Raw genomic sequence first — 24,479 nt, forward strand, 5'->3', positions numbered from 1 at the left:
GCGGCGCAGCAGGGCAACGAGGGCGTGGTCGACCTGCGGCCGGTGGTCCGGGTCGGTGCACCTACCGAACGGCGCAACCCGTACAGCACCGACCTCGACCTGATGTCGACGCGGGACGTGCTCACCGTCATCAACGACGCCGACCGGCGGGTGCCGGCCGCGGTGGCCGCCGTGCTGGACGAGATCGCGGTGACCGTCGATCTCGCGGTGACCGCCCTGCGCGGTGGGCACCGGGTGCACTACTTCGGCGCCGGCACCTCCGGCCGGCTCGGGGTGATCGACGCCGCCGAGCTGGCCCCCACCTTCAACTCGCCGCGCAGTTGGTTCTGCGCGCACCTGGCCGGCGGCCCGGACGCGATGTGGCAGGCCGTGGAGGACGCCGAGGACGACCTGCGCGGTGGCGCCGCGGAGGCCGCCAACTGCGTGGCCGCCGGGGACCTGGTGGTCGGGCTGGCGGCCAGTGGACGCACGCCGTACGTCCTCGGTGCGCTCGGTGCGGCCCGGGAGCGGAGTGCCTCGACCGTGCTGCTCTGCGCCAATCCGGAGGTCCGGGCGGCAGCCGAGGTCGACGTGGTCATCGGGGTCGACACCGGTCCGGAGGTGGTGACCGGGTCGACCCGGATGAAGGCGGGCACCGCGCAGAAGTTGGTGCTGAACACCTTCTCCACGGCGGTGATGGTGCGCCTGGGTCGGGTCTACTCCAATCTGATGATCGACATGGTGGCCAGCAACGCCAAGCTGCGGGGTCGCATGATCTCCATCCTGGTCGAGGCGACCGGGTGCACCGAGGAGGTCTCCCGGCGTGCCCTGCACGAGGCCGACGGTGATCTGAAGACCGCTCTCGTCTCGCTGCTGTCCGGCGCCGAGGTCGACGTGGCACGGGCCGCGCTGGCGAGCACCGCGCACCAGGTCCGCGGCGCGATCGCCCTGCTCGCCTCCTGACCCGTGCCGTCCCCGCCCCTGACGACCCGCCCGGTGCCGCTCCTGACCCCTTCCGTGGTGTCCCACCGGCGCGGACGCCGGACCGGGGTGATGGAGAACACCATGCCGCCGGGACGTCCGCCACAGCGCGGATTGTTGTTCCGGGCGTGGGGTAATCCAGGAGTGCCGGATGAACCGACCGGTCCACCGGCCCGTATCTGGCAGTGACCGGGATCGCAGCCGGATGGTGACGAGGGTCGCTCCGTGGCGGAGTGTGGCAATGGTGCGACACTCCGGAAGCGGACGATGACACCGCGTCCCGCCAGTGGTGATCCGGGGTCCGTCAGCTGCCCTCGGGGGCCGCTGACAGCAAACGTGGACCGGGCTTTCAGCTGGGACTCAGGCATTCGTGACACTTTCGACTCACGACATGGAATCCCCGACCCGTCTGAACTGTTGTGCAGGTGTCAGCACTGGTGAGCAGCGCGGGCGTTGCGGGGATGGCTGATGGACGTGGATGGCAAGGAACCGGGCAACCGGCGCGAGCGAGGGGACCGTGGACACCGTGGACAAGAACATCGGCATGCGAACCGACGAGGTCGCCGAGGAGCGTGACCTGGTCGGCGTCTACCTTCACGAGATCTCCCGGACGCCACTGCTGGACGCCGCCAAGGAGGTCGATCTCTCCAAGGCGATCGAGGCCGGGCTCTACGCCGAGCACCTGCTCGGCGAGGACCGGGTTCCCGACGGGATCGACCGGGACGACCTGGAGCGGCTGGTCGTCGAGGGGGAACGCGCCAAGGATCTCTTCATCCGGGCCAACCTGCGGCTGGTCGTGTCGATCGCCCGCCGGTACGTGCGGTCCGGGATGCCCATGCTGGATCTGATCCAGGAGGGCAACACCGGTCTGGTGCGCGCGGTCGAGAAGTTCGACTACGAGCGCGGCTACAAGTTCTCCACCTACGCCACCTGGTGGATCCGTCAGGCGATCAGCCGGGCGATCGCCCAGCAGGAGCGGACGGTGCGACTGCCCGTGCACCTGGTCGAGGACGTCAACCGGATGCGCAACGTGGCCCGTCAGCTCACCCGTGAGCTGGGCAGCGACCCGGAGCCGGAGCAGATCGCGGCGTCGCTGGGCGTCACCGTCGAACGGGTCAACGAGCTGCGCCGCTGGTCGCAGGACACCGTCTCGCTGGACACCCCGGTCGGCGACGACGGCGACACCAACCTCGGTGACCTGGTCGCGGACAGCGACGCCCCGTCACCGGAGGACATCGTCCTCACCGGGTTGGAGCGGCAACGCATCGAGGGTCTGCTCAACCACCTCGACGACCGGTCCGCCGGCATCATGCGGGCCCGGTACGGCCTGGAGGACGGGCGGGAGCACTCGCTGACCGAGGTCGCGTCGCGCTTCTCGCTCTCCCGGGAGCGGATCCGTCAGTTGGAGATCCAGGCGCTCGGCCGGCTGCGCGAGCTGGCCCGCGCCGAGGGCCTCCAGGCGGCCTGACCGGCTCTCGCCGTGCGGCACCGACCCGTCGGTCCGGTGGCGTCGAAGCGGCTCGTCAGCTTCCTGAGCTGGTAGTAATAACGGCGAACGGCCGGCGTCCGATAGGGGGACGCCGGCCGTTCGCCGTTGCCGTGCCGATCAGCCGACCCGGCCGTAGCCGGCGATGCTCATCATGTTCATCTTCCGTTTGAGCACGTTGCGCCCTGCGCTCGGCGCGTCGATCACCTGACCGCCGCCCACATAGAGCGCGACGTGCCCCAACCCCGAGTAGAAGACCAGGTCACCGGGGCGCAGCTCGCCACGGCTGACCCGGGAGGTGGCGTTCCACTGCATCGCCGCGTTGTGCGGCAGCCGCTTGCCGGCGGACCGCCAGGCGGCGAGGGTCAGGCCCGAGCAGTCGTACCCGTGGGGACCCTCGGCGCCCCAGACGTACGGCTTGCCGATCGCCCCGTAGGCGTACCGCACCGCCGCGCCGGCGCTGCCGGAGACGGCCGGTGCGTCGGGTGCGTCGGGGGCAGCGGAACTCTTCGGCTTCTTCGCCGGGGCCTCGGTCGCCCGGCCGTACGCGGCCTGGCGCATCTCGTAGAGCTTCGCCAGGTCCTGTTCGATGCGCTTCTTGGTCTTGACGATCGCCCGGGACTGGGCGGCCTGCCGGGCCAGGGTGCTGTCGAGCCGGGCCTTCTGGTCGAGCAACGCCCGCTGATCGGCGGTGTACCCGTCGATCTGCTGCTGGCGGTGCCGGGTGAGCTGGTCGAGGGTGCCGAGCCGGTCGACCAGGGAGCCGCCGGCCGGGTCGAGGATCGCCTCGGCCGTGCGCAGCCCACCGGTCTTGTAGGCGGTGGCGGCGATCTGCCCCACCGCAGCCCGGCTCTGGGTGGCCTGGGCCTCCAGCGGGCCGATCCGCGCGTGCAGACCGGACGCGGTGGCCTGGTTCGTCTTGATCTCCTCGTTGAGCTTGTTGTACGACTCGACGATCCGTTCCAGATCCGCCGAGGACCTTTCGATCCTGGCGGTGAGGTCGGCGACCGATGGTTCGGCCCGGACCGGCGCCGACGGGGCGATCAACGCGGCCGACAGGCCGGCGACCGCCAGGGTTCGCAGCAGCATCCGTAAGGACGACAAGAGCGGAAGACTCCTCTCCCACCGGTCACCGGAGGATGCTGACGCCCCCGGTGACACCGGCCGGGCCCGTCCGGATGGACGGCCGTTTACCGTGCCGGCCCGATCAACCTAACCTGTGGCGGGAGTGACGCGCAGACAAAGCCGCGGCGAATGTTGGCGGAGCGGTGCGGCGGGTCGTTGTGGCAGGTGACGCCGGTGGTGCCCGGCGGACCGTCGGAACCGGGTTCTGGGCGGTTGGCGAGGAAGGTCTTATTCGTCGTTCCAGGCGGATACCGGTGCGGATCGGGCGGGTAAAGCCGGATAAAACCGAATTGGTGGCCAGATGTCGGCGACGGTGCAGGTGGCGCCCGCCGGAACTGTCGGAAATCGGGGAGCGGGTCGGGCGTGCCGGCAACAGAATGGAGCCCCGGCCGGGAATCCCGCCGTGCGCAGGTCGCGTCGCGGTGGGACCCACCGGCCCCGTCGGCCCCTGGGAGGACGCCGTGCAGGCAGACCGCGCCAGCACCCGACCGCCACGCTGGTCCCGACCGACCACCCTGCTGTACGCCCGGCCCGGGATCGTGGTGACCACCGAACGGTTCACCGCGGGCCGGAGCAGCTACGCCGTGGCCGACCTCACCCACCTGCGTACCGGCCGGGGGCCGCACGACCGGCTCGCCGCCCGGATCGTCACGCTCGCCGCCGTCGGCGCGGGCACGGTCGGCGTGCTGCTCGGTTTCACCGGTGGGCTGGAACGGCTCACCGCCGGGGCGTACCTGGGGCTGGGTGCGGTGTGCCTGCTGCCCGTGCTGCTGGTGCTGCTCGGGGACCGCTGGCGGCCACCGGCCCACGAACTGCACGGCCACTGCCTCGGCACCGAGCTGCTGCTGTTCAGCAGCGACGACCGGGAACAGTTCGACCAGGTGGTCGAGGCCCTGCACCAGGCCCGGGAACAGCACCGTTACCCCGACGCCGACGACCCGGCACCCACCGCCACCTACTGGCGACCCACCCGCTGACGCAGTCCCACGCGGCCGCCCGGGGCGCAGGACGCCCGGCCGCTGCCTGCCCGGCGCGGGACGCCTGGCTACTGCCCGGCGCGGGACGCCTGGCTACTGCCCGGCGCGGGACGCCCGGCTACTGCCCGGCGCGGGACGCCTGGCTGCTTCCGGCGGAGGCACCCCGCCGGTGCGCGGTCAGAGGACGGCGGGCTCGGGGGTGCGGGGTCGCGCGGCGGTCAACTCGCGGGTCACCTTCCGCTCCGCCACGAACGACACGAACGGCACCGTGCCGGCGAGCATCACCAGCAGCATCCGCTTCAACGGCCAGTCCACCCGACGCCCCAGATCGAAGGTGGCGGCCAGATAGAGCAGATAGAGCCAGCCGTGCGCGGTGCCGACGACCGCCACCACGATCGGCTCGTCGAACACGTACTTCAGCGGCATGCCGATCAGGACCAGCACGGCCAGCGCCACGCCCACGATCCAGGCGATCACGCGGTACCGGGTAAGGGCTCCGCCCACCGTCGTCCGTCCTTCCGACCGGCCTCAGCCGGGATAGTCGCCGGGCCTCGCGCCCGGATTGTCGTTCAACCAGGTCAGATAGCGGTTGTACGCGGCCAGGTCGGCGTCGTCCGCACCGTCGACCGGGGCGGCCGGCACCCGGGCGACCCGCACCGGACGGCGTACCGCCGGGGTGGTCGGTCCGGGGGTGGTCGCACCGGTCGGGATCGGCCCGGCCGGTGCGGCCGTCGGCGGCGACCCGGCGCGCGGGCCGCGCAGCGTGTGCCGCACCTCACGCCACCAGACGAAGACCACGAAGCCGGCGAAGATCGGCCACTCCACCGCGTACGCCCAGCTCAGGGTGTTGCCGGAAGCGGCCCGGCTGATCTGCCACCAGCCCAGCGCCAGGAAGCCCGTCACCAGGACGACCAGGGCCACGTGGCGGAGGATCCACGCCGGTGTCCAGAGCCGCTTCATGCCGTCGAGGGTACCGGGACGGCACGGTGTCTCCGACGCGGCGTCGTAGCCAGCGCGCCGGTGGGTTTGGTGACACCCCCGCTGGGCAACCGTCTAGACACCAGCCCGGTCGAACCCGAGGGGGACGACATGACCGAATCAGCACACCGGTCCGGCGACGGCAGCCCGGAACAGCGCATGCCCGAGTGGGACGGCGACCACGTCCACCGCACCGCCACCGTGATCTCCGAGGCCGACGGCGAACTGCTCGGGGTGGACCCGGCGGAGCTCGGCGACGACGACCTGATCCGCGAGCTGCAGAGCCTGCACCGCACCCGGCTCGACACGCTCCGGCACGCCGCCGACTCGGCGCTCGCCAACCATCTGCGGCGCACCGCCGAGTTGGAGACCGAATACCTGGCCCGGCACCCGGGCCGCGAGGTGGACCCGCACCGGCTGCGGGGCGCGTGATGGCCGCCCCCGCCGAGCGCGGCATGTCCGCGCCACCCGAGGTGGTGTTCAGCACCGCCACCGACCCCGACCGGATCGACGCCTGGTTGCCCGAGCCGCTGCGGGCCGACGGCGCGGCCCCGACCCGCCGGTACGACCACGAGCTGCGGGCCCGCTGGGACGGCCCGGACGGGGCGGCTGAACTGGAGGTCACGCCGGGCGACGCCGGCGGTGCCCGGGTCCGGCTGGAACTGCCCGCCGGGTCGGCCGCCGGACTGGCCGACGAGTCCCTGGCCAACCTCGAACGCGAGGTCGCCGAGAACCTGACAGCGGGCTGACCCGGCTCGTGCCCGATCGCACGACGAACCGCCCACTGACGCGAGCGACGAACGAGGAGCCCCGGTGACCGATGGTGGTCTGAAGCAGAAGGTGGCGCAGCTGCGCCAGGCGTACGCGCCGCACGAGCACCGGCCGCTGGGTGGTTACCTGGCGGCGATGGGCACCTACGCCGGGGTGACCGCGTCGATCGCGGCGCTGGTCAAGGCGACCGGCCGGCCGGTGCCCGAACGCCCCGCCCCGGGTGACGTGGTGCTGCTCGCCGTCGCCACCCACAAGTTGAGCCGGCTGCTCTCCAAGGACGCGGTGACCAGCCCGCTGCGGGCCCCGTTCACCCGCTACGACCGCCCGATCGGCAGCGGCGAGGTGATGGAGCAGGTCCGTGACCAGGGCAGCTCCACCCGGCACGCGATCGGCGAGCTGCTCAGCTGCCCGTTCTGCCTGGCCGTCTGGGTGGCCACCGGGCTCACCGGCGGCCTGGTGCTGGCCCCCCGGCTGACCCGGCTGGTGGCGACCGCGCTGACCGCCGTCGCCGCGTCCGACTTCCTCCAGATGGGGTACGCGGTGGCGCAGCAGGCCGCCGAGGGCGGACGACCCGACGAGAAGTGACCCGTACACCCGGAAGGGGCCGGCGGATCGTGTCCGCCGGCCCCTTTCCGTCATCCACCCGCTCAGGTGGGGGTGGTGCCGTGGTCCTCACCCGCCCAGCCGCGCGACGTCTCCGGTTCCCGCTCGTCGGCGTCCGCGCCGGTGATCACGTCACGGTCGACGGCGGTCCGGTCGTGCTCGTTGGCGAAATCCGGCTCGGGCAGGGTGTCCTGTCCCTCGGGGGGTTGGCCGAGGGCGGGCATCCGCTCGTGGTGTTCCTCGTGGTCGGACATCTCGATCTCCTCTCGCCGGCGACGGCGGTCAGGCCGCCGACCCACCCAGCAGGTCGGCCACCTCGTCCACCGCGTACTCCCCCTCGGGGAGGGCGGCGACCCGGGTGAGCAGCTCCGCCGGCAGGTCCGCGCTGACCGCCGAGTGGTAGATGTCGGCCTGGCTGAGCCGTTCCTGACCGTGGTAGATCTCGTCCAGCAACTCGTCGAGCTGCCGGATGTCCGGCTGGTCGGTCCCGGGCAGGTCGTCGGTCACGGGTGCGTCGTCGGTCACCCCGCCCTGCTACCCGGGGTCGAAACGGTCAAACCCGTCAGGCCGGGGTGGGCAGGGTGGCCCGCCGGGCCCGGACGGCCGCCCCGAGGTGCTCCAGCACCTCCGCGGTGGTGTCCCAGCCGATGCAGGCGTCGGTGACCGACTGGCCGTAGGTCAGCTCCCGGGTCGGGTCCAGCTCCTGCCGGCCCGCCAGCAGGAAACTCTCCAGCATGATGCCGACGATGCCGCGCTGCCCGGCGGCGAGCTGGGCGGCCACGTCGGCGGCCACCTTCGGCTGGTTGCGGTGGTCCTTGCCGCTGTTGGCGTGGCTGGCGTCGACCACCAGCCGCTCCGGCAGCCCGGCCGCCCGGAGCAGGTCCAGGGCCCCGGCCACCGATTCGGCGTCGTAGTTCGGGCGGCCCCCGCCGCCGCGCAGCACCAGGTGCCCGTCGGCGTTGCCCCGGGTGTGCATGATCGCCGGGGTGCCGGAGACGTCGATGCCGGGGAAGACGTGCGGCACCTCGGCGGCCCGGATCGCGTCCACGGCGGTGGCGATGCTGCCGTCCGGGCGGTTCTTCATGCCGATCGGCATGGACAGGCCGGAGGCGAGCTGCCGGTGCACCTGGCTCTCCACCGTCCGGGCCCCGATCGCGCCCCAGGCCACCGTGTCGGCGATGTACTGCGGGGTGATCGGGTCGAGGAACTCGCACCCCACCGGCAGCCCCAGCCGGACCACGTCACGCAGCAGCGCCCGCGCGGTGCGCAGGCCGGTGTTCACGTCGCCGGAGCCGTCCAGCGCCGGATCGTTGATCAGGCCCTTCCAGCCGACCGTGGAACGCGGCTTCTCGAAGTAGACCCGCATCACCACCAGCAGGTCGTCGGCGTGCCGGTCGGCGGCCTCGCGCAGCAGGTGCGCGTACTCCAGCGCCGCCGCCGGGTCGTGCACCGAGCACGGACCGACGACCACCAGCAGCCGGTCGTCGGCGCGGTCCAGCACCCGGCCGACCGCACGTCGGCCGGCCAGCACGGCCGAGGCGAGCGGCGGGTCCAGGGGCAGCTCGTGCAGGAGCAGGGCGGGGGTGGTCAGCGGCACGACACGGTCGATCCGCTGGTCGATGACCGCGCCGTTGTCCGGGGTCGGCCCGTTGTCCGGGGTCGTCACGGTGGGAGTCCTTCCGCCGACCGTGCCCGGGGCCGGTGCCCGGGTCGAGCCGGCTGCTCGTAAACAGAAGGGCAGGAAGCTCAAGGCTCCTGCCCGGCCGGCTCGAAACGCGGTGACGTCAGCTCATGGTGAGGTCACCGGCTCCGCAGCCGGCTGCCTAAACCATCGATACGCACGCGTCACGCCGGCAAGCGTACCCGAGGCGGCGGGAAGGGCTCATCCGGTCGTCGGCCAACCCTCGCCTGACGTTCACCTCCGTCACTGCCACCGTCGGTAACTTCGGCGGCACCGCTCGCATCCCCCGGAGGTTCCGATGGACCGTCGTACCGTCCTGCGCGCCACCGTCGCCGGTGGGGCCGCCGCCTTCGCCGGCAGCCTCTGGTCCGGTGCCGCGCTGGCCGCGCCCGCCCAGCCCGGCACCGGCCCCTACGGGCCGCTCGGCACCGCCGACGGCAACGGCATCCAACTGCCCGCCGGCTTCACCAGCCGGGTGATCGCCCGCTCCCGGCAGGCGGTGCCCGGCACCTCGTACACCTGGCACAACGCTCCCGACGGCGGGGCCTGCTTCGCCGCCGGCACCGGGTGGATCTACGTCTCCAACTCGGAGATCACCCCCAGCGGTGGCGCGTCGGCGGTGCGGTTCGCCGCCGACGGCACGATCGTCTCGGCGTACCGCATCCTCTCCGGCACCCGCCAGAACTGCGCCGGTGGCGCGACCCCGTGGGGGACCTGGCTCTCCTGCGAGGAGACCAGCCGGGGCTTCGTCTACGAGACCTACCCGCAGGGCGGCACCGCCGCGGTGCAGCGGCCGGCGCTGGGCCGGTTCACGCACGAGGCGGCGGCGGCCGACCCGGACCGCCAGGTGATCTACCTGACCGAGGACGAGACCGACGGCTGCTTCTACCGGTTCCGCCCCACCGTCTGGGGCGACCTCTCCGCGGGCACCCTGGAGGTGCTGGTCGCCGGCACCGCCACCAGCGGCCCGGTGAGCTGGGCCCGGGTCCCCGACCCGGACGGCGCGCCGACGGCGACCCGCAACCAGGTCGCCGGGGCGAAGCGGTTCACCGGCGGCGAGGGCTGCTGGTACGCCGACGGCACCTGCTGGTTCACCACCAAGGGCGACAACCGGGTCTGGGCGTACGACGTGGTCGGCCAGCGCATCGACCTGGCGTACGACGACTCGCTGGTGACCGGCGGCACCGCCCCGCTGACCGGGGTGGACAACATCACCGGTAGCCGCTCCGGTGACCTCTACGTCGCCGAGGACGGCGGCAACCTGGAGATCAACCTGATCACCCCGACCGGGGTGGTGACGCCGTTCCTGCGGGTCACCGGGCAGTCCTCGTCGGAGATCACCGGTCCGGCGTTCTCCCCGGACGGCAGCCGGCTCTACTTCTCGTCCCAGCGCGGCACGGCCGGCGTCTCGGCCGGTGGCATCACCTACGAGGTGCGCGGCCCGTTCCGGTCCTGACCACGCCCACTCCCGTCTCGCCCCATGATCGTGCTCCCGCCGTCCCGTCCCGTCCCGTCCCGCCGTCTCGCCGTCCCGCCCTCCCGCTGTCTCGTCCCGTCCGCCTCACCTCCCTCCCGCCGTCTCGTCCGGCTCCGTGATCATCGTGCTCGACCTGCGTCGATGATCGTGCTCGATCCAAGATGTAGTGGCCTCGGGTTGGTGAGCGGCCACTACATCCCGGATCGAGGGTGGCCTTGGACGGTGGGTCCCGGTCCGGGGCGGGGGATCTTGTGGCGTGGCGGGGGCGTCGACGGGGTATCGACAACCGCATGACCCACGAGCAGAGCGACCAGGAACGGGTGGAGTCCCGGGCCCACCTGCTGCCCGAGGAGGCAGCGGTGGGCAGCGACGACCCGCAGGCCCAGGCCGAGGCGATCCTCGCCGAATCGGATCGCCGTACGGCCGACCAGGGGGCCGCCCCCGACACGGTGCTGGAGCACCGGACCTCCGAGCAGACCGTCACCCCGATCGAACCCCCCGACTGAGAGCCCCCGACTGAGAGCCCGCGACTGACCCACCCCCCGACTGACCCGCCCCGCGCGACTGGCCCACCCCGCGCGACTGACCCGCCCCGCGACTGGGCCCGCCCTCTTGATCGACTCAATGTCGCCGAAATGGCGGTGTCGATGCCCGGTTGATACCGCACTATCGGCACCATTGAGTCGATCAAGAGGCGGGCCCTCTCAACCCGGGCGTCGTGTGGGCGGTCCGGGCGTCGTGTGGGCGGTCCCGGTGGGCCGGTCCCGGAGGGCTGGTTGCTGCCTGGCGTGGCCGGGTGATGACACGTCGCCACCGCGACCTGGAGATCGGATAGCGTCGGGTCATGCCCGACAGCGGTTACCCCTGGCCCATCGAGACGACCCGACTGGACAACGGCCTGCGCGTGGTGGTGAGCGAGGACCGCACCGCCCCGGCGGTCGCGGTCAACCTCTGGTACGACGTGGGCTCCCGCCACGAGCCGGCGGGCCAGACCGGCTTCGCCCACCTCTTCGAGCACCTGATGTTCGAGGGCTCGGTCAACGTCGCCAAGACCGAACACATGAAACTGATCCAGGGCTCCGGTGGCTCGCTCAACGCCACCACCAACCCGGACCGGACGAACTACTTCGAGACCGTCCCGGCCGAACACCTGGAACTGGCCCTCTGGCTGGAGGCCGACCGGATGGGCGGGCTGGTCCCCGCGCTGACCCAGCACACCCTGGACAACCAGCGGGACGTGGTCAAGAACGAGCGTCGACAGCGCTACGAGAACGTCCCGTACGGCGACGCCTGGCTGCGGCTGCTCCCGCTGCTCTATCCGCCGGGGCACCCCTACCACCATGCGACGATCGGGTCGATGGCCGACCTGAACGCCGCCGACCTGGCCACCTTCCAGGCGTTCCACCAGACCTACTACGCGCCGGACAACGCCGTACTCACCGTGGTCGGCGACGCCACCGCCGCCGAGGTGTTCGCGCTGGCGCAGCGGTACTTCGGGGCGATCCCGGCCCGTGGGGACATCCCCGCCGCGCCGGACGGCCACACCGTCGCCCGCACCGACCGGCCCGCCGTCGAGACGGTCACCGCCGACGTGCCCGCCGCCCGGGTCTACGTCGCGCACCGCACCCACCCGTTCGGCAGTCCCGGCTACGACGTGGCCACGGTGGCCGCCACCGTGCTCGGCAGCGGCCGGGGCAGCCGGCTCTACCAGCGGCTCGCCGACGGCGAACGGCTCGCCCAACCGGACCTGGTCGGCGCGTACGGGGTGGATCTGGCGCACGCCCCGGCGCCGGTGATCGCCACCGCCACCGCCCGCCCCGGGGTGAGCGCCGAACGGCTCGCCGAAGGGGTCGCCGAGGTGGTCGACGAACTCGCCACCGTGCCGGTCACCGCCGCCGAGCTGGACCGGGCCAAGGCGCTGCTCAGCACCGCCTGGTGGCGGCAGATGGCCACGGTGGACGGTCGGGCCGACGCGCTCGGCCGGTACGCCACCCAGTTCGGCGACCCGGCGAAGACCGCCGACCGGCTGCCCGGCTGGCTGTCGGTGACCGCCACGCAGATCGCCGAGTTGGCCGCCGACGTGCTCACCCCCGCCGACCGGGTGACCCTGACCTACCTGCCGGAGGAGACCTCATGACGCTGATCACCACCCGTCCGGGTCCGGGCACCGCCCGCCCGTACCGGTTCCCGACGGTGGTCCGCCGGGACGTCGCCGGTGGCCGGGTGGTCGCCGCGCACCTGCCCGGGCAGAACCTCGCCGTCGCGCTGCTGCTGCTCGACGCGGGCGCCGGGCGGGAACCGGTGGGCAAGGAGGGGCTCGGCGCGGTGCTGGCCAAGGCGCTGGAGGAGGGCACCGCGCAGCGCGACGCCACCACCTTCGCGCTGGCCGTCGAGGGCCTCGGCACCGAACTGGCCACCGGGCTGGACTGGGACACCTTCCAGGTCAGCGTCCAGGTGCCGGTGGACCGGCTCGGCGCGGCCGTGGAGCTGCTCGCCGAGGCGGTGCGGACGCCCCGGCTCGACCCGGACGACGTGCGCCGGGTCCGCGACGACGAGGCGACCGCGCTGCGGATGGACTGGGCCAACCCCGGCCCGCGCGCCGACGCGGCGCTGCGTGCCGACCTGTTCGGTGCGCAGAACCGGTGGGGCCGCCCGCTGTACGGCGATCCCGACTCGGTCGCCGGGCTGGATGTGGAGGACGTCACCGTCTTCCACTCCGAGTGGTTCCTGCGCCCCGGCACCCTGGTCGTCGCCGGTGACCTGGACCGGATCGACCTGGACGCGCTGGGCACGGCGGCCTTCGCCGGCACCGGCGGCGGTCCCGTCGAGCGGGGCGGCCCGATCGAGGTGCCGCTGCCCGCCGGCCGGCGGATCATCCTGGTGGACCGGCCCGGCTCGGTGCAGTCCACGCTGCGGCTGGGTCACCCGTCACCGCACCGCGCCCACCCCGACCACGTGCCGATGGCGCTCGCCGGCACGGTGCTGGGCGGGGCGTTCACCTCCCGGCTCAACCACCTGATCCGTGAGGTACGCGGCTACACGTACGGCATCCGGGGCGACTTCGCCTCGTCCCGCCGGTTCGGTCGGTTCGCGGTCAGCGCCGGGGTGCAGACGGCGGTGACCGCGCCGGCCCTGGTCGAGGCGGTCGGCGAGATCACCCGTACCCGGGCTGGCGGGGTGACCGAGGACGAGTTGGCGGTCGCCCGGTCCTGGCGGGCCGGCCAGCTCTCGGTCGAGTTGCAGAGCCCCCGGGCGATCGCCTCGGCGTTGACCACCCTGGTCGTGCACGACCTGCCCGACGACTACCACGCCCGGTTGCGGGAGGCGCTGCTCGCCGCCGACGTGGCGCAGGTCTCCGCGGCTGCCGCCACCCACCTGCACCCGGAGGCGCTGACCCTGGTCATCGAGGGTGACGCGGCGCTGATCCGCGACGAACTGGTGGCCTCCGGGCTCGGCGAGGTGACCGACCACGCCGGCTGACCGGCTCGGCGAGGTGACCGACCATGCCGGCTGACCGGCTGGTCGGGCCCGGGGCGGTGTGATTCCGGTCGCGCCGCCCCGGGAACCGCCGGGCCGGGGGCGGTGCGGATGCTGCGGCCGGACGGCCTGGTCACGGCCGATCCTGCGGGGATTCGGGGCGTACCGTCGGGTGGTTTGCGGTCCGGGGGCCGACCGGGGCGGTGGCCGGGCGGGCGGGCGGCGACCCGGGCGGTGGGAAACGTTTCCCGCCGTGGGCCTGCGGCTGGGTAGCCTCGCGGGCATGAGGATCGGCATTGTGGGAGCCACCGGCCAGGTCGGTGGCGTCATGCGGCAGGTGCTGGCGGAACGCGAGTTCCCGGCGGAGCAGGTGCGGTTGTTCGCCTCGGCCCGGTCGGCAGGGCGCACCCTGCCCTGGCGGGACGGCGAGGTCACCGTGGAGGACGCGGCGACCGCCGACTACTCCGGGCTGGACATCGTGCTCTTCTCCGCCGGTAAGGGCACGGCGATGGAGCTGGCCCCCCGGGTCGCCGCGACCGGTGCGGTGGTGATCGACAACTCGTCGGGGTTCCGCACCGACCCGCAGGTGCCGCTGGTCGTCGCCGAGGTCAACCCGCACGCGATCGCCGACCGGCCGAAGGGCATCATCGCCAACCCGAACTGCACCACCATGGCCGCGATGCCGGTGCTGCGCCCGCTGCACGCCGAGGCCGGGCTGATCAGCCTGGTCGTCGCCACCTACCAGGCGGTCTCCGGGGCCGGGCTGGCCGGCGTCGCCGAGCTGGACGAGCAGGTCCGCAAGGTCGTCGAGGGGGCCACCGCGCTGACCCACGACGGGTCGGCCGTCGAGTTCCCCGCGCCGCGCTCGTTCGCCCGGCCGATCGCCTTCAACGTGCTCCCGCTGGCCGGCTCGATCGTCGACGACGGCTCCTTCGAGACCGACGAGGAGCAGAAGCTGCGCCACGAGAGCCGCAAGATCCTGGAGATCCCCGGCCTGCTGGTCTCCGGCACCTGCGTCCGGGTGCCCGTGTTCACCGGCCACTCGTTGCAGATCAACGCCCGGTTCGCCCGGCCGATCACCCCGCAGCGGGCCCGGGAGCTGCTCGACGGTGCGCCCGGGGTGGCCCTGTCGGACGTGCCGACGCCGTTGCAGGCGGCCGGTCAGGACCCGACCTACGTCGGCCGGCTGCGGGCCGACGAGACCGTGGAGCACGGCCTGGCGCTGTTCTGCGCCAACGACAACCTGCGCAAGGGCGCCGCGCTGAACGCGGTGCAGCTCGCCGAGCTGGTCGCGGCCGAACTGCGCTGACCGGAGCGTTACCTGCTCGGGGGCGGTGGGTAGACCGCCGTGCCGACACCGAGAGGGGAGCACCATGACAACGGTCGGAGAGTTCATGACGACCCGGTTGGTGACGATGGACGGCAACGACACCCTCGCCGCCGCGGCGCAGGAGATGCGGGACAGCGCCATCGGCGACGTGGTGGTGACCAACGGCGACGACGTGGTGGGGATCGTGACGGACCGGGACATCACGGTCCGGGGGGTGGCCGCGGATCTCGATCCGAACCGCGCCCGCCTCCACGAGATCACCAGCCGGGACGTGATCACGGTCAGCCAGCACGACGACGCGGTCGCCGCCGCGGACCTGATGCGCACCTACGCCGTACGCCGGCTGCCGGTGATCGACGACGGTCGGCTGGTGGGCCTGGTGTCGATGGGTGACCTCGCGGTGGAGCGGGAACCCCAGTCGGTGCTCGCGGACATCAGCGCCGACGATCCCAACAACTGACCTCCGCCACGGACGACGACGCCGGCCCCCGGGAAGCCCCGGGGCCGGCGTCGTCGCTGTCTGCGGGATGCCGGTGTCCGCTGCCTGCGGGGCCCGGGTCGGCCGCCGCCGGGCGGGGACCTCACCCGATCCGGGCGAGGTTGGCGGCGGGCCGGGCGGGCACCCGGTGCGGGTACTGGCAGGCGGATGGGACGACGGGGGAGAGGGCCCGATGGCGGACGCGACCACGAGGTTCTTCGAGAGCCTGGACCGGCGGGGTTACGAACCGCTGCTGAACAAGGCGGCCGGGACGCTGCGCTTCGATCTGCACGAGGGGCCGCAGACCACCCACTGGCTGCTCCGGGTGGACCGGGGAAACGTGGAGGTCAGCCAGGAGGACCGGGAGGCGGACACCGTCATCGGGACGACGCCGGCGTTGTTCGAGGAGTTGGCCGCAGGCCGGGAGAACGGCCTGGCGGCGCTGCTGCGCGGCGACATGACGGTGACCGGTGACGCCCGGCTGGTGGTCCAGATCGAGCGGATCTTCCCCGGCTCCCCGGACGCCCAGGGGCCGCGCCGGCTCCACCAGCGGGAGGTGCGGTGATGGGACAGAGCAACACGATCCGGATCCTGGACGGCAACACGTTCGTCGTCTCGGAGGAGACCGGTGACATCGAGGCGACGCCGAGCGAGCCGACCGGCCTGTTCTCCCTCGACATGCGCTTCCTGTCCCGGTGGGTGCTGACCATCAACGGGGAGCGGCTCAACGCGCTGTCCTACGACGACCTCCAGTACTACGAGGCGCGGTTCTTCCTGGTGCCCGGGATGGCCACCCACTACGTCGACGCCAAGCTGTCGATCATCCGGGAACGCGCCGTCGGCGGCAGCTTCCGCGAACAGCTGACCATCCTGAACCACGACGAGAAGGCGGTCGACCTGGAGGTCCGGATGGACGCCGGGGCCGACTTCGCCGACCTCTTCCAGGTCAAGGACGAGATCCTCAACAAGAAGGGCGAGTTGTACGCCGAGGCCGAATCCGACCGGCTGCGGCTGGGCTACCGGCGGGGCAACTTCCGGCGGGAGACGGTCATCTCGTCGTCCCGGCCGGCCCGCTACGACCGCAACGGCTTCGCGTACTCGGTGCACCTGGAGCCCAACGAGCAGTGGGACGCGGAGATCGACGTGCAGACCTTCGCGGTCGGCCCCGGGGGCCGGGACCTTCGGCTGGGGGTGACGGTGCACGGCCACGAGCGGCTCGCCCTCCAGCACGACCTGGAGGAGTGGATCGCCAAGGCCCCCAAGGTCAACAGCGAGCACGACAAGTTGGCCGCCATCTACCGGCGCAGCCTGATCGACCTGGCGGCGCTGCGGTTCGCCCCGTTGTCGCTGGGCGGCCAGACCCTGCCCGCCGCCGGCCTGCCCTGGTTCATGACCATGTTCGGTCGGGACAGCATCCTGACCTGTCTGCAGGTGTTGCCGTTCGCCCCGGAGCTGTCCAAGACCACGCTGCGCATCCTGGCGTCCCTACAGGGCAGCCGGTTCGACGACTTCCGCGACGAGGACCCGGGCCGCATCCTGCACGAGATGCGCTACGGCGAGACGGCCGCGTTCGAGGAGCAGCCGCACTCGCCCTACTACGGCTCGGTGGACGCCACCCCGCTGTTCGTGGTGCTGCTCGACGAGTACGAGCGGTGGAGCGGGGACGTCGCGCTGGTCAAGGAGTTGGAACGGGAGTGCCGGGCCGCGCTGAAGTGGATCGACGACTACGCCGACCTGGCCGGCAACGGCTACATCTGGTACGAGCGGCGCAACACCGAGACCGGCCTGGAGAACCAGTGCTGGAAGGACTCCTGGGACTCCATCTCGTACGCCGACGGCAGCCTGCCGCCGTTCCCCCGGGCCACCTGTGAGGTGCAGGGCTACGCGTACGACGCGAAGGTGCGGGCGGCCCGGATGGCCCGGGAGTTCTGGGACGACCCGGCGTTCGCCGACCGGCTGGAGCGGGAGGCCGCGGCGCTGAAGGAACGCTTCAACCGGGACTGGTGGGTGGCCGACGGGGAGTACTACGCGCTGGCCCTCGACCCGGACGGCCGGCAGTGCGACGTGCTCAGCTCCAACATCGGGCACCTGCTGTGGAGCGGGATCGTCGACCACGACCGGGCCGAGAAGATCGCCCGGCACATGGTCGGACCCCGCCTGTTCACCGGCTGGGGCGTACGGACCCTCGCCGAGGGGGAGGTGCGGTACAACCCGATCGGCTACCACAACGGCACGATCTGGCCGTTCGACAACTCCTTCATCGCCTGGGGACTGCGTCGGTACGGCTTCGCCGACGAGGCCGCCACCATCGCCAGCGGCATCCTCGACGCGGCCACCTACTTCGACGGGCGGCTGCCCGAGGCGTTCGGCGGCTATCCCCGGGAGCAGACCAAGTTCCCGGTCGAGTACCCGACGGCGTGCAGCCCGCAGGCCTGGTCGACGGGGGCCCCGCTGCTGCTGCTGCGCACCATGCTCGGGTTGGAGCCGCACGAGGGGCACCTGGCGGTGGAGCCGGTGCTGCCGGTCGGGATGGGCCGGATCGAGGTGTTGGACATCCCGGGTCGCTGGGGGCGGGTGGACGCCTTCGCCCGGGGCCGCCTCGATCTGGACAAGCTGGCCGACTGACCGGCGGTTCCCGCTGATCGGGGGCGTCGGCCGCGCGCCTCGGCAGGTCGGCTCCGTCCTGCGGTCGTCCCACCCACGCGGGGTAAAGTCACCGGATGCCGGAACTCGTGTACCCGCCCGTGATCACCGCTGCCAAGACGTTGTTCCGGGTCCTCGACCTGCGCCTGACCGTCGACGGGAACCACCACGTCCCCCGGACCGGTGGGGTGGTGCTGGCCAGCAACCACGTCAGCTACCTCGACTTCATCTTCTGCGGGTACGGGGCGCACGAGTCCCGGCGACTGGTGCGGTTCATGGCCAAGCACGAGGTCTTCGCGCACAAGGTCTCCGGCCCACTGATGCGCGGCATGAAGCACATCCCGGTGAACCGGTCGGCGGGGGTCGGTTCGTACAACACGGCGGTGGACGCGCTGCGCCGTGGCGAGGCGGTCGGTCTGTTCCCGGAGGGGACGATCAGCCGCTCGTTCACCGTCAAGGAGCTGAAGAGCGGGGCGGCCCGGATGGCGCAGGCGGCGGAGGTGCCGTTGGTGCCGGTGGCGCTGTGGGGCACCCAGCGGCTCTGGACCAAGGGCCGGCCGAAGACCCTGACCCGGCGGCACACCCCGATCACGATCCTGCTCGGTGAGCCGATGGACCCGGGCGCGTACCCGGACGCCAACACGATGACGGCCGAGCTGAAGATCCGGCTGACCGCGCTGGTCGACCGGGCCCAGCAGGAGTACCCGGACAAGCCGTCCGGCCCGGACGACACCTGGTGGCAGCCGGCCCACCTGGGCGGTACCGCACCCAACCTCCAGGAAGCCGCCGAGCTGGACCGCCGTCCCCGCCGCTCGGCCACCTCCTGATCGGCTGCTCCCCGCGCGGAGCCGGTCGCGGCGCGGCCGAGGTGCCGGCTCAGCTGCCGACGGCGTCCTTGCCGGCCCGCTCCGGAACGCGGTAGTAGTCCTCGCGGGACAGGAACTCCACCGGCAGTGAACCCGGCAGCGTCACCCGCCCCTCACCGGTCATCGGCGCGGCGGTGGCCCGTCGGATCAGCACGTCCCGCTCCGGCGGGGCCAGCTCCACCAGCTCGGGTCGGGTCACCCGGAAACAGGCCACCGTCCGGCGGATCAGCCGGGCCAGCTCGGTCACCGTGCCCACCGCGCCGCCCAGCGCCAGGGCCGGCTGTTGGATCGTCCGCAGCGCGTCGCAGACCACCAGCAGCTCCGCCTCCGTAGCGGTGCCCTGCGCGGTGGACGGGCCGGTCGGCCGAAGCTCCAGTCGGGACGGCCACTGCCAGCGGATCTGCCCGCTGACCAGCCGTGGCAGCCGAACGTTGCGCCGGTGCCGGACACCCGTCGAGTCGATCTTTCCGGCGACCAGGGCCAGGTCACCGGCGAGGCAGACGTACGCGAGCCGTCGGTCGGTGACGGTGACCGTGGCGGGTGCCGGCAGCACCCAGTGCCGACGGGCTCCGGTCGGGCTGATCAGGCAGCCGGCCACCGACGTCGGATAGCGGCCGAGCATCCGCTCACCGTGTTCCGGGACCAGTTCGTAGCGGCGATCGAGCACCGGGGCGAGATCGTCCTCCGGCGCGTCGAACCGATGTGGTGCGATGAAGAACGGGGACTTGTCCTCGCGCATCGTCACGACCTCCCCCGCCCATTGGTCTCCTGGCGTTCAGCCTCGCCGACCCCCGGTGCGCTGTCATGACACCCGTTAGGGGGTCGGCCGGTCGTACGACGCCTGTGACCGGTAGATGCCGATCTCCTCCGGCCGGATGAGGCCGTCCTCGATCGCCCGGGCCAGTAACGCGGCCTTCGTGGCGGCCGGTCGACCCGCCCGGGTGTACTTGATCCGGGCCCGGTCCACATATTGTTTGACGGTGTGCTCGCTGATCTGCATCCGGCGGGCCACCGACGCCTTCGACATCGACTGGAACCACAGCAGCAGCGCTTCCCGTTCCTTGTCCGACAGGGCCGGCCGGTCCGGGCGCGGATCACCCACCATCGCCCCGGCCAGCGCCGGCGGCACGTACGGGCGGTCGCTGGCAGCGGCCAGCACCGTCGCCACGCAGTGTTCCCGCCCCTCGTGCTTGGCCAGGAACGCGGTCGCCCCGGCGTCGAGCGCGGCCAGCATGGTCGCCGGGTCGGTGTGCTCGGAGTAGACCACCACCCGCCGGCCGGCGGCGCTCAGCTCGGCCAGCTTGTCGAGCATCATCCGCCCGTGCAGCCGCAGATCCAGCAGGATCACGTCGGCCTCCGGCGCGGTGCGCAGCACCAGGTCCGGGTCGTCGCCGGTGGCGAGCACCCGCAGCCGGGGCTCGGTGGCCAGCCAGGCCCGTACCCCGTCGATCACCACCGGATGGTCGTCGACGATCGACACTCCGACCGGGCGATCCCCGCTCACGGCTGACGCCATCGGGTCTGCGTCCACCTGATCTCCCCGTCCCGTTCGAGTACGTGTTCCACCTGGTCGTCGTTGCCCACCGGGGTGGCCGGCGGATCGGTGGACCCTGGACCGTCCACGTCGGGTGCCACCAGACTGATCACCACCTCGTCCGGGCCGGCCACCACCGTCAGTCGGGCCCAGCCGGTGGCGTCCGCCAGCGCGGCGGCCAAGGGGTCGGCCAGCCGTCGGCGGACCTCCACCGGCAGGGGTGGTGGCGTGCCGATGGCGATCAGCTCGATCGGCAGCCCGTTGCGTTCGGCCAGGTCGGCGGCGGCTCGCAACTCGTGCAGCAGTGGGTCCGGCACGTCGTCGGACTCGGCGATCAACCGACGTAACCGGGTCGCCGCCAGCACGCACCGGCGCTGCACGAACGGGTCGGTCGGGTCGGCGCGACCATCGGCCAGCTCCGCCAGCACCTGCTCGGCGGCGCTGCCGACCAGCGCCAGTCGGGCCCGCCGGTCCGCCCAGGCCCGTTCGGCGGCGTCCCGTTCGGCGCGGACGGCGAGGGTGGCTGCGGCGGTGTCGGCCCGCTGCCGGGCGAGGGTGGCGATCACCGCGGCCCCGGTGAAGACCGCCACCGGCAGCGACGAGGTGCCATAGACGTACATCGCGTAGCGGGTCAGGTCGGCGGGGGCGGTCGCGCCGTCGCCGATCAGCGCGGCGAGCGCGATCACCGAGTGGCCGGCCAGCAGGATGATCATCCAGCGGATCGGGCGGCCCCAGAGCACCACCACGAAGAACCAGGCCAGCCCGGTCCACGCCCAGTTCCCGGCAGCGAAGAGCTGCCGTTCGCCGGCCGCCGCGAAGACCGCCGCGTCCACGGCCAGCAGGATCGCCGCCAGTGGCACCACCGGCGGCAGCAGGCCGTGCAGCAGCCGGTGTCCGGCCCACCCGCCGACGGCGAGGGCGGCCAGCCAGCCCGCCGCGACCACCGTCGGGGCGGCCAGTTCGGGCCACCCGCCGAGCAACGCCGGCAGCCCGATCGCGAGGTGCCAGACCAGCGCGATGGCCACCGCCGCGATCCGGGCGCCCCGGTCCGAGACCCGGGCCACGTCCACCATCGCGCCGTCGCTGCCCGCCGGGTCCTCCGCGCGCACCACCGGCCGGGGTACGCGGACCGACGTGGTCGCGCCGAGGTCAGTCGACATGCGGCCACTCCAGCCTGATCCGGGTGCCGTCGCCAGGGGCGGAGGTCACCTCCGCCCGTCCACCGATCTCGGTCAGCCGGCCCTGGATCGACTCGCGCAGCCCGTACCGGTGGACCGGGACGGTGGCCGGGTCGAAACCGGGGCCGTCGTCGATCACCTCGATCACGACGCTGCCGCCGCCCCGCCCCAGCCGCACGACCACGTCGGCGTCGGGCGCGTGCCGGGCCACGTTGTCCAGCGCGGCGGCGGTGGCGTCGACGAGCGCGGCGGTCACCCCCGTCGGTGCCGCGCAGGGCGGCAGGGTGGCGGTCACGGTCAGCTCGGGGCGGCTGGTGAGCAGCACGCGCAGGCCGGCGTCGAGGTCCACCGGGCCGGTGTCGGCGTCGGCCTGCCCGGCCACCGGCGTCGATCGGGCGTGCGCGAGCCCGACCAGGGTCCGCAGGTCCGCCCCGGCCCGGTCGCGCAACGCCGCCGAGCCGGCCGGCAGGGCACCCAGCCCGACCATGGTGAGCGTGGCCAGGACCGTGTCGTGCAGGTCCCGGTTCTGCCGCCGTTCCACCTCCCGGGCCGTCCGGGCCAGCACCATGTCCCGGCGCAGCCGCTGGAAGTCGGCGAAGGCGGCGTCGGCCCGCCCGATCCAGCGGCGCATCACCGCCGTCATCATCGCCGCGCAGGCCGTCTGCACCAGCAGGGTCGCCGCGTGTGCGGACGCCTCGACGGTGTTGCCGGCGGCCGAGGTGCCGGCCGCGTAGCCGGCGGTGACCAGCAGTCCCGCCGGCACCGACCAGCGGGCCGGGGCGGTGGCCTGCGCGTTGATCACGGTGGTGCTGGCCAGCACGGCGAGCCAGCTACCCTCGCCGGGCAGCACCTCGGGGGCGACCAGCAGCGGGGCCAGCAGGCTCGCCGCGACGGTGAACGCGACGTCCCCGGCGACCAGCCCGGGGCCGATGCCGACCCGCAGGGCCCGCACGGCGTACCACACCGACCAGCCGGTCAGCGCGGCCACGGCGGCCAGCAGCAGCGACACCCGCACCGGTGGGGTACGCACCGCCAGCGCGGTCACCGCACCGAACAGCCCGCAGGTCAACCGCAGCAGCGCCGGCAGGGTGGTCAAGATGAGTTGGAACGCGCCACCGGCCGGCCGATCCAGCAACGACGGTGACGAGGTCGGAGCGGGGAGGGCCGACATCAGGGGGCGGGCGTCCTTCGGGCGGTGACCTGTCCGGGTCTGCTCGGCGGTGCATCGACGCCGGAGAATAACACGAGCTGTTAACTATTCACCTTTGGTGCGCGCCGTGTCGCGTTGCGTTTCGCGTGCCGGCCCGGCACCCGGAGCGCGTGCCGCGTCGGGTCCGCCGCGTGCCCGCCCGCGTCGGGTCCGCCCGGGGCTGGTCAGCGGGAAAGCCACTCCAGGGCGGCCGGTGCGCCGCCGAGCACCGAGAGGTGCCCGTCGTCGGCGGTGATCCGCAGCTCGGCCGCCGGGCAGACGTCGGCCAGCCAGCGGCTGTGGTCGGCGGGCACCACCCGGTCCCGCTCCCCGTGCAGCAGCAGCACCGGGGCCGACACTCGGGCCGGGGCGAAGCCCCACGGGGTGACGTACGCGAGGTCGTCGTCGATCAACCCACCCGGGCCACCGCGCACCGCCGGGCCGACCACGTCGTGGAGCCAGGCCCACGGCCCGGCCAGGGCGGCGAGGTCGGCCGGGGTGAACTCCGGGTCGTAGTCGGCGTCGGACGCCTCGTGCCGTTCCTTGGCCGCCCGGCCCTGCGCGGCGGCCCGCAGCGATGCCTTCCCGGACGCCGTCATCCCGGCGAACCAGTCCAGCCCGGCCGCGTCGTAGGGGGCCAGGCCGGCGACGGCCACCACGGCGACGACCCGGTCGGGCAGCAACGCGCCGCTGGCCAGCGCGTGCGGTGCGCCACCGGAGTGGCCCATCGTGGCGTACCGGCCCAGGCCCAGCGCGTCGGCGACCCGGGCGACGTCGCCGGCCGCCGAGGCCACGTCCCGCCCGGGGCGGGGGGTGGAGCCGCCGTAACCGGGCCGGTCGTACGACACCCAGCGCAGGCCGAGCCGGTCGGCTGCGGCGAACAGCGGGGCCGGTGGGGCGCCGATGTTGGGGGTGCCGTGGTGCCAGACGACCGGCAGCCGGCCGGTGCCGTCGTCGCCGGTGTCGTAGACGTGCAGGGTGCCGCCGTCCGGCAGCGCCACGTCGCACTCGCTCAGCACGGCGGCACCCCGGTCGGCCGCCTGCAGCGCAGAAGGAGCGGCAGGGAGCGGACCCCCGGTCGCTGGCCCGTCGGCGGCCCGCTGCCCGGACGCGGGGCCGGCGGGCGGCTCACTGGTGGGCCCAGCCGGTCGGGTTCATGCACGACTCCCGGGAGATGCCGGAGTCGGTCCGGGGCGACTCGCCGAAGCGCTGCTGGTGCAGGCGGTCGAAGAAGTAGCCCATGCCCTGGAGGTAGCCGTCGGGCAACGCCCAGGTCGGGTCGGCCCGGACCGCCTCGTAGAACTCCCGCCCCAGCGCCACCACGTGGCCCCGGCCATAGAGGAAGCCGTCGTCGGAACCGTCGATCACCGCGTGCACGTCGGCCCGGTCGATGTCGTAGAGCTTGCGCTCGGCCACCCGGTCCAGGTCGGTCAGCTCGGGGCCGGACAGGTCGGCGCAGAGCTGGCCCAACTGGTCGAGGAAGGGGTCCAGCCAGCCGTCGATCGCATAGACGCTGTCGTCGTCGGCGGCCCGGTCACGGGTGAGCAGCGCCCGGCGCAGCGCGGCCGGCTCGGGGCCGAGCCGCTCCCAGGCGGCCTCCAGCAGGCCCCAGAACCGGGCCTCCTCCTCGGCCGTGGGCAGCCGGTTCGCGGTCTCCGTCTCACTCATACGCCGCACGGTAGCGGCCCGCCCCGACGTTTTCCGGGCGTCTGCTTCCGGTGTGTGG

27 protein-coding genes are annotated in these 24,479 nt (G+C 73.1%); 15 read left to right on the forward strand and 12 right to left on the reverse strand.

Annotated features, from left to right (window positions below):
- Positions 1-42 precede the first annotated feature (42 nt).
- Positions 43-942 (forward strand): N-acetylmuramic acid 6-phosphate etherase, encoded by a 900-nt coding sequence (locus tag GA0070216_RS23700; RefSeq protein ID WP_176739112.1) that lies wholly within the window; start codon positions 43-45, stop codon positions 940-942.
- A gap of 496 nt (positions 943-1,438) precedes the next feature.
- Positions 1,439-2,428, forward strand: a complete 990-nt coding sequence (locus GA0070216_RS23705) for a sigma-70 family RNA polymerase sigma factor (RefSeq protein ID WP_176739103.1) — start codon at positions 1,439-1,441, stop codon at positions 2,426-2,428.
- Positions 2,429-2,566: 138 nt separating this feature from the next.
- Here the strand turns inward: GA0070216_RS23705 and GA0070216_RS23710 are convergent, their stop codons facing one another.
- A complete protein-coding gene (locus GA0070216_RS23710; RefSeq protein WP_091250423.1) occupies positions 2,567-3,550 on the reverse strand; it encodes a C40 family peptidase in 984 nt (327 codons plus the stop codon).
- Between the two features lie 482 nt (positions 3,551-4,032).
- Between GA0070216_RS23710 and GA0070216_RS23715 the strand changes: the two genes are divergently transcribed.
- Positions 4,033-4,548 carry a DUF6232 family protein gene (locus tag GA0070216_RS23715; protein ID WP_091250748.1) on the forward strand — a complete coding sequence of 172 codons (516 nt, stop codon included), beginning with the start codon at positions 4,033-4,035 and terminating at the stop codon, positions 4,546-4,548.
- Positions 4,549-4,725: 177 nt separating this feature from the next.
- On the opposite strand, the gene GA0070216_RS23720 is transcribed toward GA0070216_RS23715, so the two are convergent.
- A complete protein-coding gene (locus tag GA0070216_RS23720) occupies positions 4,726-5,052 on the reverse strand; it encodes a DUF3817 domain-containing protein (protein WP_091250426.1) in 327 nt (108 codons plus the stop codon).
- A 24-nt stretch (positions 5,053-5,076) separates the two neighbouring features.
- Positions 5,077-5,508 carry a hypothetical protein gene (locus GA0070216_RS23725; RefSeq protein ID WP_091250428.1) on the reverse strand — a complete coding sequence of 144 codons (432 nt, stop codon included), beginning with the start codon at positions 5,506-5,508 and terminating at the stop codon, positions 5,077-5,079.
- A gap of 129 nt (positions 5,509-5,637) precedes the next feature.
- On the opposite strand from GA0070216_RS23725, the gene GA0070216_RS23730 reads away from it, so the two are divergent.
- The 3 genes from GA0070216_RS23730 to GA0070216_RS23740 all read left to right on the forward strand — a co-directional run bounded on the left by GA0070216_RS23730 (position 5,638) and on the right by GA0070216_RS23740 (position 6,882).
- Positions 5,638-5,958, forward strand: a complete 321-nt coding sequence (locus GA0070216_RS23730; RefSeq protein WP_091250431.1) for a DUF6158 family protein — start codon at positions 5,638-5,640, stop codon at positions 5,956-5,958.
- Positions 5,958-6,275: a hypothetical protein gene (locus tag GA0070216_RS23735; protein WP_091250434.1), complete on the forward strand. Its 318-nt coding sequence runs from the start codon at positions 5,958-5,960 to the stop codon at positions 6,273-6,275. Before GA0070216_RS23730 ends, GA0070216_RS23735 begins: the two co-directional genes overlap by 1 nt.
- A gap of 64 nt (positions 6,276-6,339) precedes the next feature.
- Positions 6,340-6,882, forward strand: a complete 543-nt coding sequence (locus GA0070216_RS23740) for a DUF1360 domain-containing protein (RefSeq protein WP_091250437.1) — start codon at positions 6,340-6,342, stop codon at positions 6,880-6,882.
- A 62-nt stretch (positions 6,883-6,944) separates the two neighbouring features.
- On the opposite strand, the gene GA0070216_RS23745 is transcribed toward GA0070216_RS23740, so the two are convergent.
- Genes GA0070216_RS23745 through GA0070216_RS23755 form a run of 3 tightly spaced genes read right to left on the reverse strand, consistent with a single transcriptional unit; the run spans position 6,945 to position 8,566 of the window.
- Positions 6,945-7,154 (reverse strand): hypothetical protein, encoded by a 210-nt coding sequence (locus GA0070216_RS23745; RefSeq protein WP_091250440.1) that lies wholly within the window; start codon positions 7,152-7,154, stop codon positions 6,945-6,947.
- Positions 7,155-7,182: 28 nt separating this feature from the next.
- Positions 7,183-7,425 (reverse strand): hypothetical protein, encoded by a 243-nt coding sequence (locus GA0070216_RS23750; protein WP_176739104.1) that lies wholly within the window; start codon positions 7,423-7,425, stop codon positions 7,183-7,185.
- A gap of 37 nt (positions 7,426-7,462) precedes the next feature.
- Positions 7,463-8,566 (reverse strand): 3-deoxy-7-phosphoheptulonate synthase, encoded by a 1,104-nt coding sequence (locus tag GA0070216_RS23755; RefSeq protein WP_091250443.1) that lies wholly within the window; start codon positions 8,564-8,566, stop codon positions 7,463-7,465.
- A gap of 313 nt (positions 8,567-8,879) precedes the next feature.
- On the opposite strand from GA0070216_RS23755, the gene GA0070216_RS23760 reads away from it, so the two are divergent.
- From GA0070216_RS23760 to GA0070216_RS23800, 9 genes are all read left to right on the forward strand, one after another.
- Positions 8,880-10,037 carry an alkaline phosphatase PhoX gene (locus GA0070216_RS23760; protein WP_091250447.1) on the forward strand — a complete coding sequence of 386 codons (1,158 nt, stop codon included), beginning with the start codon at positions 8,880-8,882 and terminating at the stop codon, positions 10,035-10,037.
- Between the two features lie 311 nt (positions 10,038-10,348).
- On the forward strand, positions 10,349-10,564 hold the full coding sequence (locus tag GA0070216_RS23765; protein WP_091250450.1) for a hypothetical protein: 216 nt from the start codon (positions 10,349-10,351) through the stop codon (positions 10,562-10,564).
- A gap of 338 nt (positions 10,565-10,902) precedes the next feature.
- Positions 10,903-12,195, forward strand: a complete 1,293-nt coding sequence (locus tag GA0070216_RS23770; protein ID WP_091250453.1) for a M16 family metallopeptidase — start codon at positions 10,903-10,905, stop codon at positions 12,193-12,195.
- On the forward strand, positions 12,192-13,538 hold the full coding sequence (locus GA0070216_RS23775) for a M16 family metallopeptidase (protein ID WP_091250457.1): 1,347 nt from the start codon (positions 12,192-12,194) through the stop codon (positions 13,536-13,538). The genes GA0070216_RS23770 and GA0070216_RS23775 overlap by 4 nt, the downstream gene beginning before the upstream one ends.
- 280 nt (positions 13,539-13,818) lie before the next feature.
- Positions 13,819-14,844, forward strand: coding sequence for an aspartate-semialdehyde dehydrogenase (locus GA0070216_RS23780; RefSeq protein WP_091250754.1), 1,026 nt, complete (start codon positions 13,819-13,821; stop codon positions 14,842-14,844).
- A 64-nt stretch (positions 14,845-14,908) separates the two neighbouring features.
- Positions 14,909-15,325 (forward strand): CBS domain-containing protein, encoded by a 417-nt coding sequence (locus GA0070216_RS23785; protein WP_091250460.1) that lies wholly within the window; start codon positions 14,909-14,911, stop codon positions 15,323-15,325.
- Between the two features lie 211 nt (positions 15,326-15,536).
- On the forward strand, positions 15,537-15,908 hold the full coding sequence (locus GA0070216_RS23790; protein ID WP_091250463.1) for an SCP2 sterol-binding domain-containing protein: 372 nt from the start codon (positions 15,537-15,539) through the stop codon (positions 15,906-15,908).
- Complete coding sequence (locus GA0070216_RS23795) at positions 15,908-17,968, forward strand: amylo-alpha-1,6-glucosidase (protein WP_091250466.1); 2,061 nt, start codon at positions 15,908-15,910, stop codon at positions 17,966-17,968. The genes GA0070216_RS23790 and GA0070216_RS23795 overlap by 1 nt, the downstream gene beginning before the upstream one ends.
- 95 nt (positions 17,969-18,063) lie before the next feature.
- Entirely contained in the window at positions 18,064-18,813 is a 750-nt protein-coding gene (locus GA0070216_RS23800) for a lysophospholipid acyltransferase family protein (RefSeq protein ID WP_091250470.1), read from the forward strand.
- Positions 18,814-18,862: 49 nt separating this feature from the next.
- Here the strand turns inward: GA0070216_RS23800 and GA0070216_RS23805 are convergent, their stop codons facing one another.
- The 6 genes from GA0070216_RS23805 to GA0070216_RS23830 form a co-directional block, all read right to left on the reverse strand.
- Complete coding sequence (locus tag GA0070216_RS23805) at positions 18,863-19,591, reverse strand: hypothetical protein (RefSeq protein ID WP_091250474.1); 729 nt, start codon at positions 19,589-19,591, stop codon at positions 18,863-18,865.
- Between the two features lie 75 nt (positions 19,592-19,666).
- On the reverse strand, positions 19,667-20,383 hold the full coding sequence (locus tag GA0070216_RS23810) for a response regulator (protein ID WP_091250478.1): 717 nt from the start codon (positions 20,381-20,383) through the stop codon (positions 19,667-19,669).
- A complete protein-coding gene (locus tag GA0070216_RS23815) occupies positions 20,353-21,546 on the reverse strand; it encodes a hypothetical protein (protein ID WP_091250480.1) in 1,194 nt (397 codons plus the stop codon). Before GA0070216_RS23815 ends, GA0070216_RS23810 begins: the two co-directional genes overlap by 31 nt.
- Entirely contained in the window at positions 21,536-22,735 is a 1,200-nt protein-coding gene (locus GA0070216_RS23820; RefSeq protein WP_091250483.1) for a sensor histidine kinase, read from the reverse strand. Before GA0070216_RS23820 ends, GA0070216_RS23815 begins: the two co-directional genes overlap by 11 nt.
- Positions 22,736-22,938: 203 nt before the next feature.
- Positions 22,939-23,772, reverse strand: coding sequence for an alpha/beta fold hydrolase (locus GA0070216_RS23825; RefSeq protein ID WP_091250488.1), 834 nt, complete (start codon positions 23,770-23,772; stop codon positions 22,939-22,941).
- A gap of 109 nt (positions 23,773-23,881) precedes the next feature.
- Positions 23,882-24,421: a DUF4240 domain-containing protein gene (locus GA0070216_RS23830; protein ID WP_091250491.1), complete on the reverse strand. Its 540-nt coding sequence runs from the start codon at positions 24,419-24,421 to the stop codon at positions 23,882-23,884.
- Between the last annotated feature and the right edge of the window lie 58 nt (positions 24,422-24,479).

The sequence above is a fragment of the Micromonospora matsumotoense genome (genome assembly GCF_900091525.1).
Lineage (GTDB): Bacteria > Actinomycetota > Actinomycetes > Mycobacteriales > Micromonosporaceae > Micromonospora > Micromonospora matsumotoensis.

Coding starts and splice junctions, on each gene's coding strand:
- GA0070216_RS23705 (WP_176739103.1), top strand. CDS start 1,439: ATGGCAAGGAACCGGGCAACCGGCGCGAGCGAGGGGACCGTGGACACC.
- GA0070216_RS23725 (WP_091250428.1), bottom strand. CDS start 5,508: ATGAAGCGGCTCTGGACACCGGCGTGGATCCTCCGCCACGTGGCCCTG.
- GA0070216_RS23730 (WP_091250431.1), top strand. CDS start 5,638: ATGACCGAATCAGCACACCGGTCCGGCGACGGCAGCCCGGAACAGCGC.
- GA0070216_RS23735 (WP_091250434.1), top strand. CDS start 5,958: ATGGCCGCCCCCGCCGAGCGCGGCATGTCCGCGCCACCCGAGGTGGTG.
- GA0070216_RS23745 (WP_091250440.1), bottom strand. CDS start 7,154: ATGTCCGACCACGAGGAACACCACGAGCGGATGCCCGCCCTCGGCCAA.
- GA0070216_RS23760 (WP_091250447.1), top strand. CDS start 8,880: ATGGACCGTCGTACCGTCCTGCGCGCCACCGTCGCCGGTGGGGCCGCC.
- GA0070216_RS23765 (WP_091250450.1), top strand. CDS start 10,349: ATGACCCACGAGCAGAGCGACCAGGAACGGGTGGAGTCCCGGGCCCAC.
- GA0070216_RS23770 (WP_091250453.1), top strand. CDS start 10,903: ATGCCCGACAGCGGTTACCCCTGGCCCATCGAGACGACCCGACTGGAC.
- GA0070216_RS23775 (WP_091250457.1), top strand. CDS start 12,192: ATGACGCTGATCACCACCCGTCCGGGTCCGGGCACCGCCCGCCCGTAC.
- GA0070216_RS23780 (WP_091250754.1), top strand. CDS start 13,819: ATGAGGATCGGCATTGTGGGAGCCACCGGCCAGGTCGGTGGCGTCATG.
- GA0070216_RS23785 (WP_091250460.1), top strand. CDS start 14,909: ATGACAACGGTCGGAGAGTTCATGACGACCCGGTTGGTGACGATGGAC.
- GA0070216_RS23790 (WP_091250463.1), top strand. CDS start 15,537: ATGGCGGACGCGACCACGAGGTTCTTCGAGAGCCTGGACCGGCGGGGT.
- GA0070216_RS23795 (WP_091250466.1), top strand. CDS start 15,908: ATGGGACAGAGCAACACGATCCGGATCCTGGACGGCAACACGTTCGTC.
- GA0070216_RS23800 (WP_091250470.1), top strand. CDS start 18,064: ATGCCGGAACTCGTGTACCCGCCCGTGATCACCGCTGCCAAGACGTTG.
- GA0070216_RS23805 (WP_091250474.1), bottom strand. CDS start 19,591: ATGCGCGAGGACAAGTCCCCGTTCTTCATCGCACCACATCGGTTCGAC.
- GA0070216_RS23815 (WP_091250480.1), bottom strand. CDS start 21,546: ATGTCGACTGACCTCGGCGCGACCACGTCGGTCCGCGTACCCCGGCCG.
- GA0070216_RS23820 (WP_091250483.1), bottom strand. CDS start 22,735: ATGTCGGCCCTCCCCGCTCCGACCTCGTCACCGTCGTTGCTGGATCGG.
- GA0070216_RS23830 (WP_091250491.1), bottom strand. CDS start 24,421: ATGAGTGAGACGGAGACCGCGAACCGGCTGCCCACGGCCGAGGAGGAG.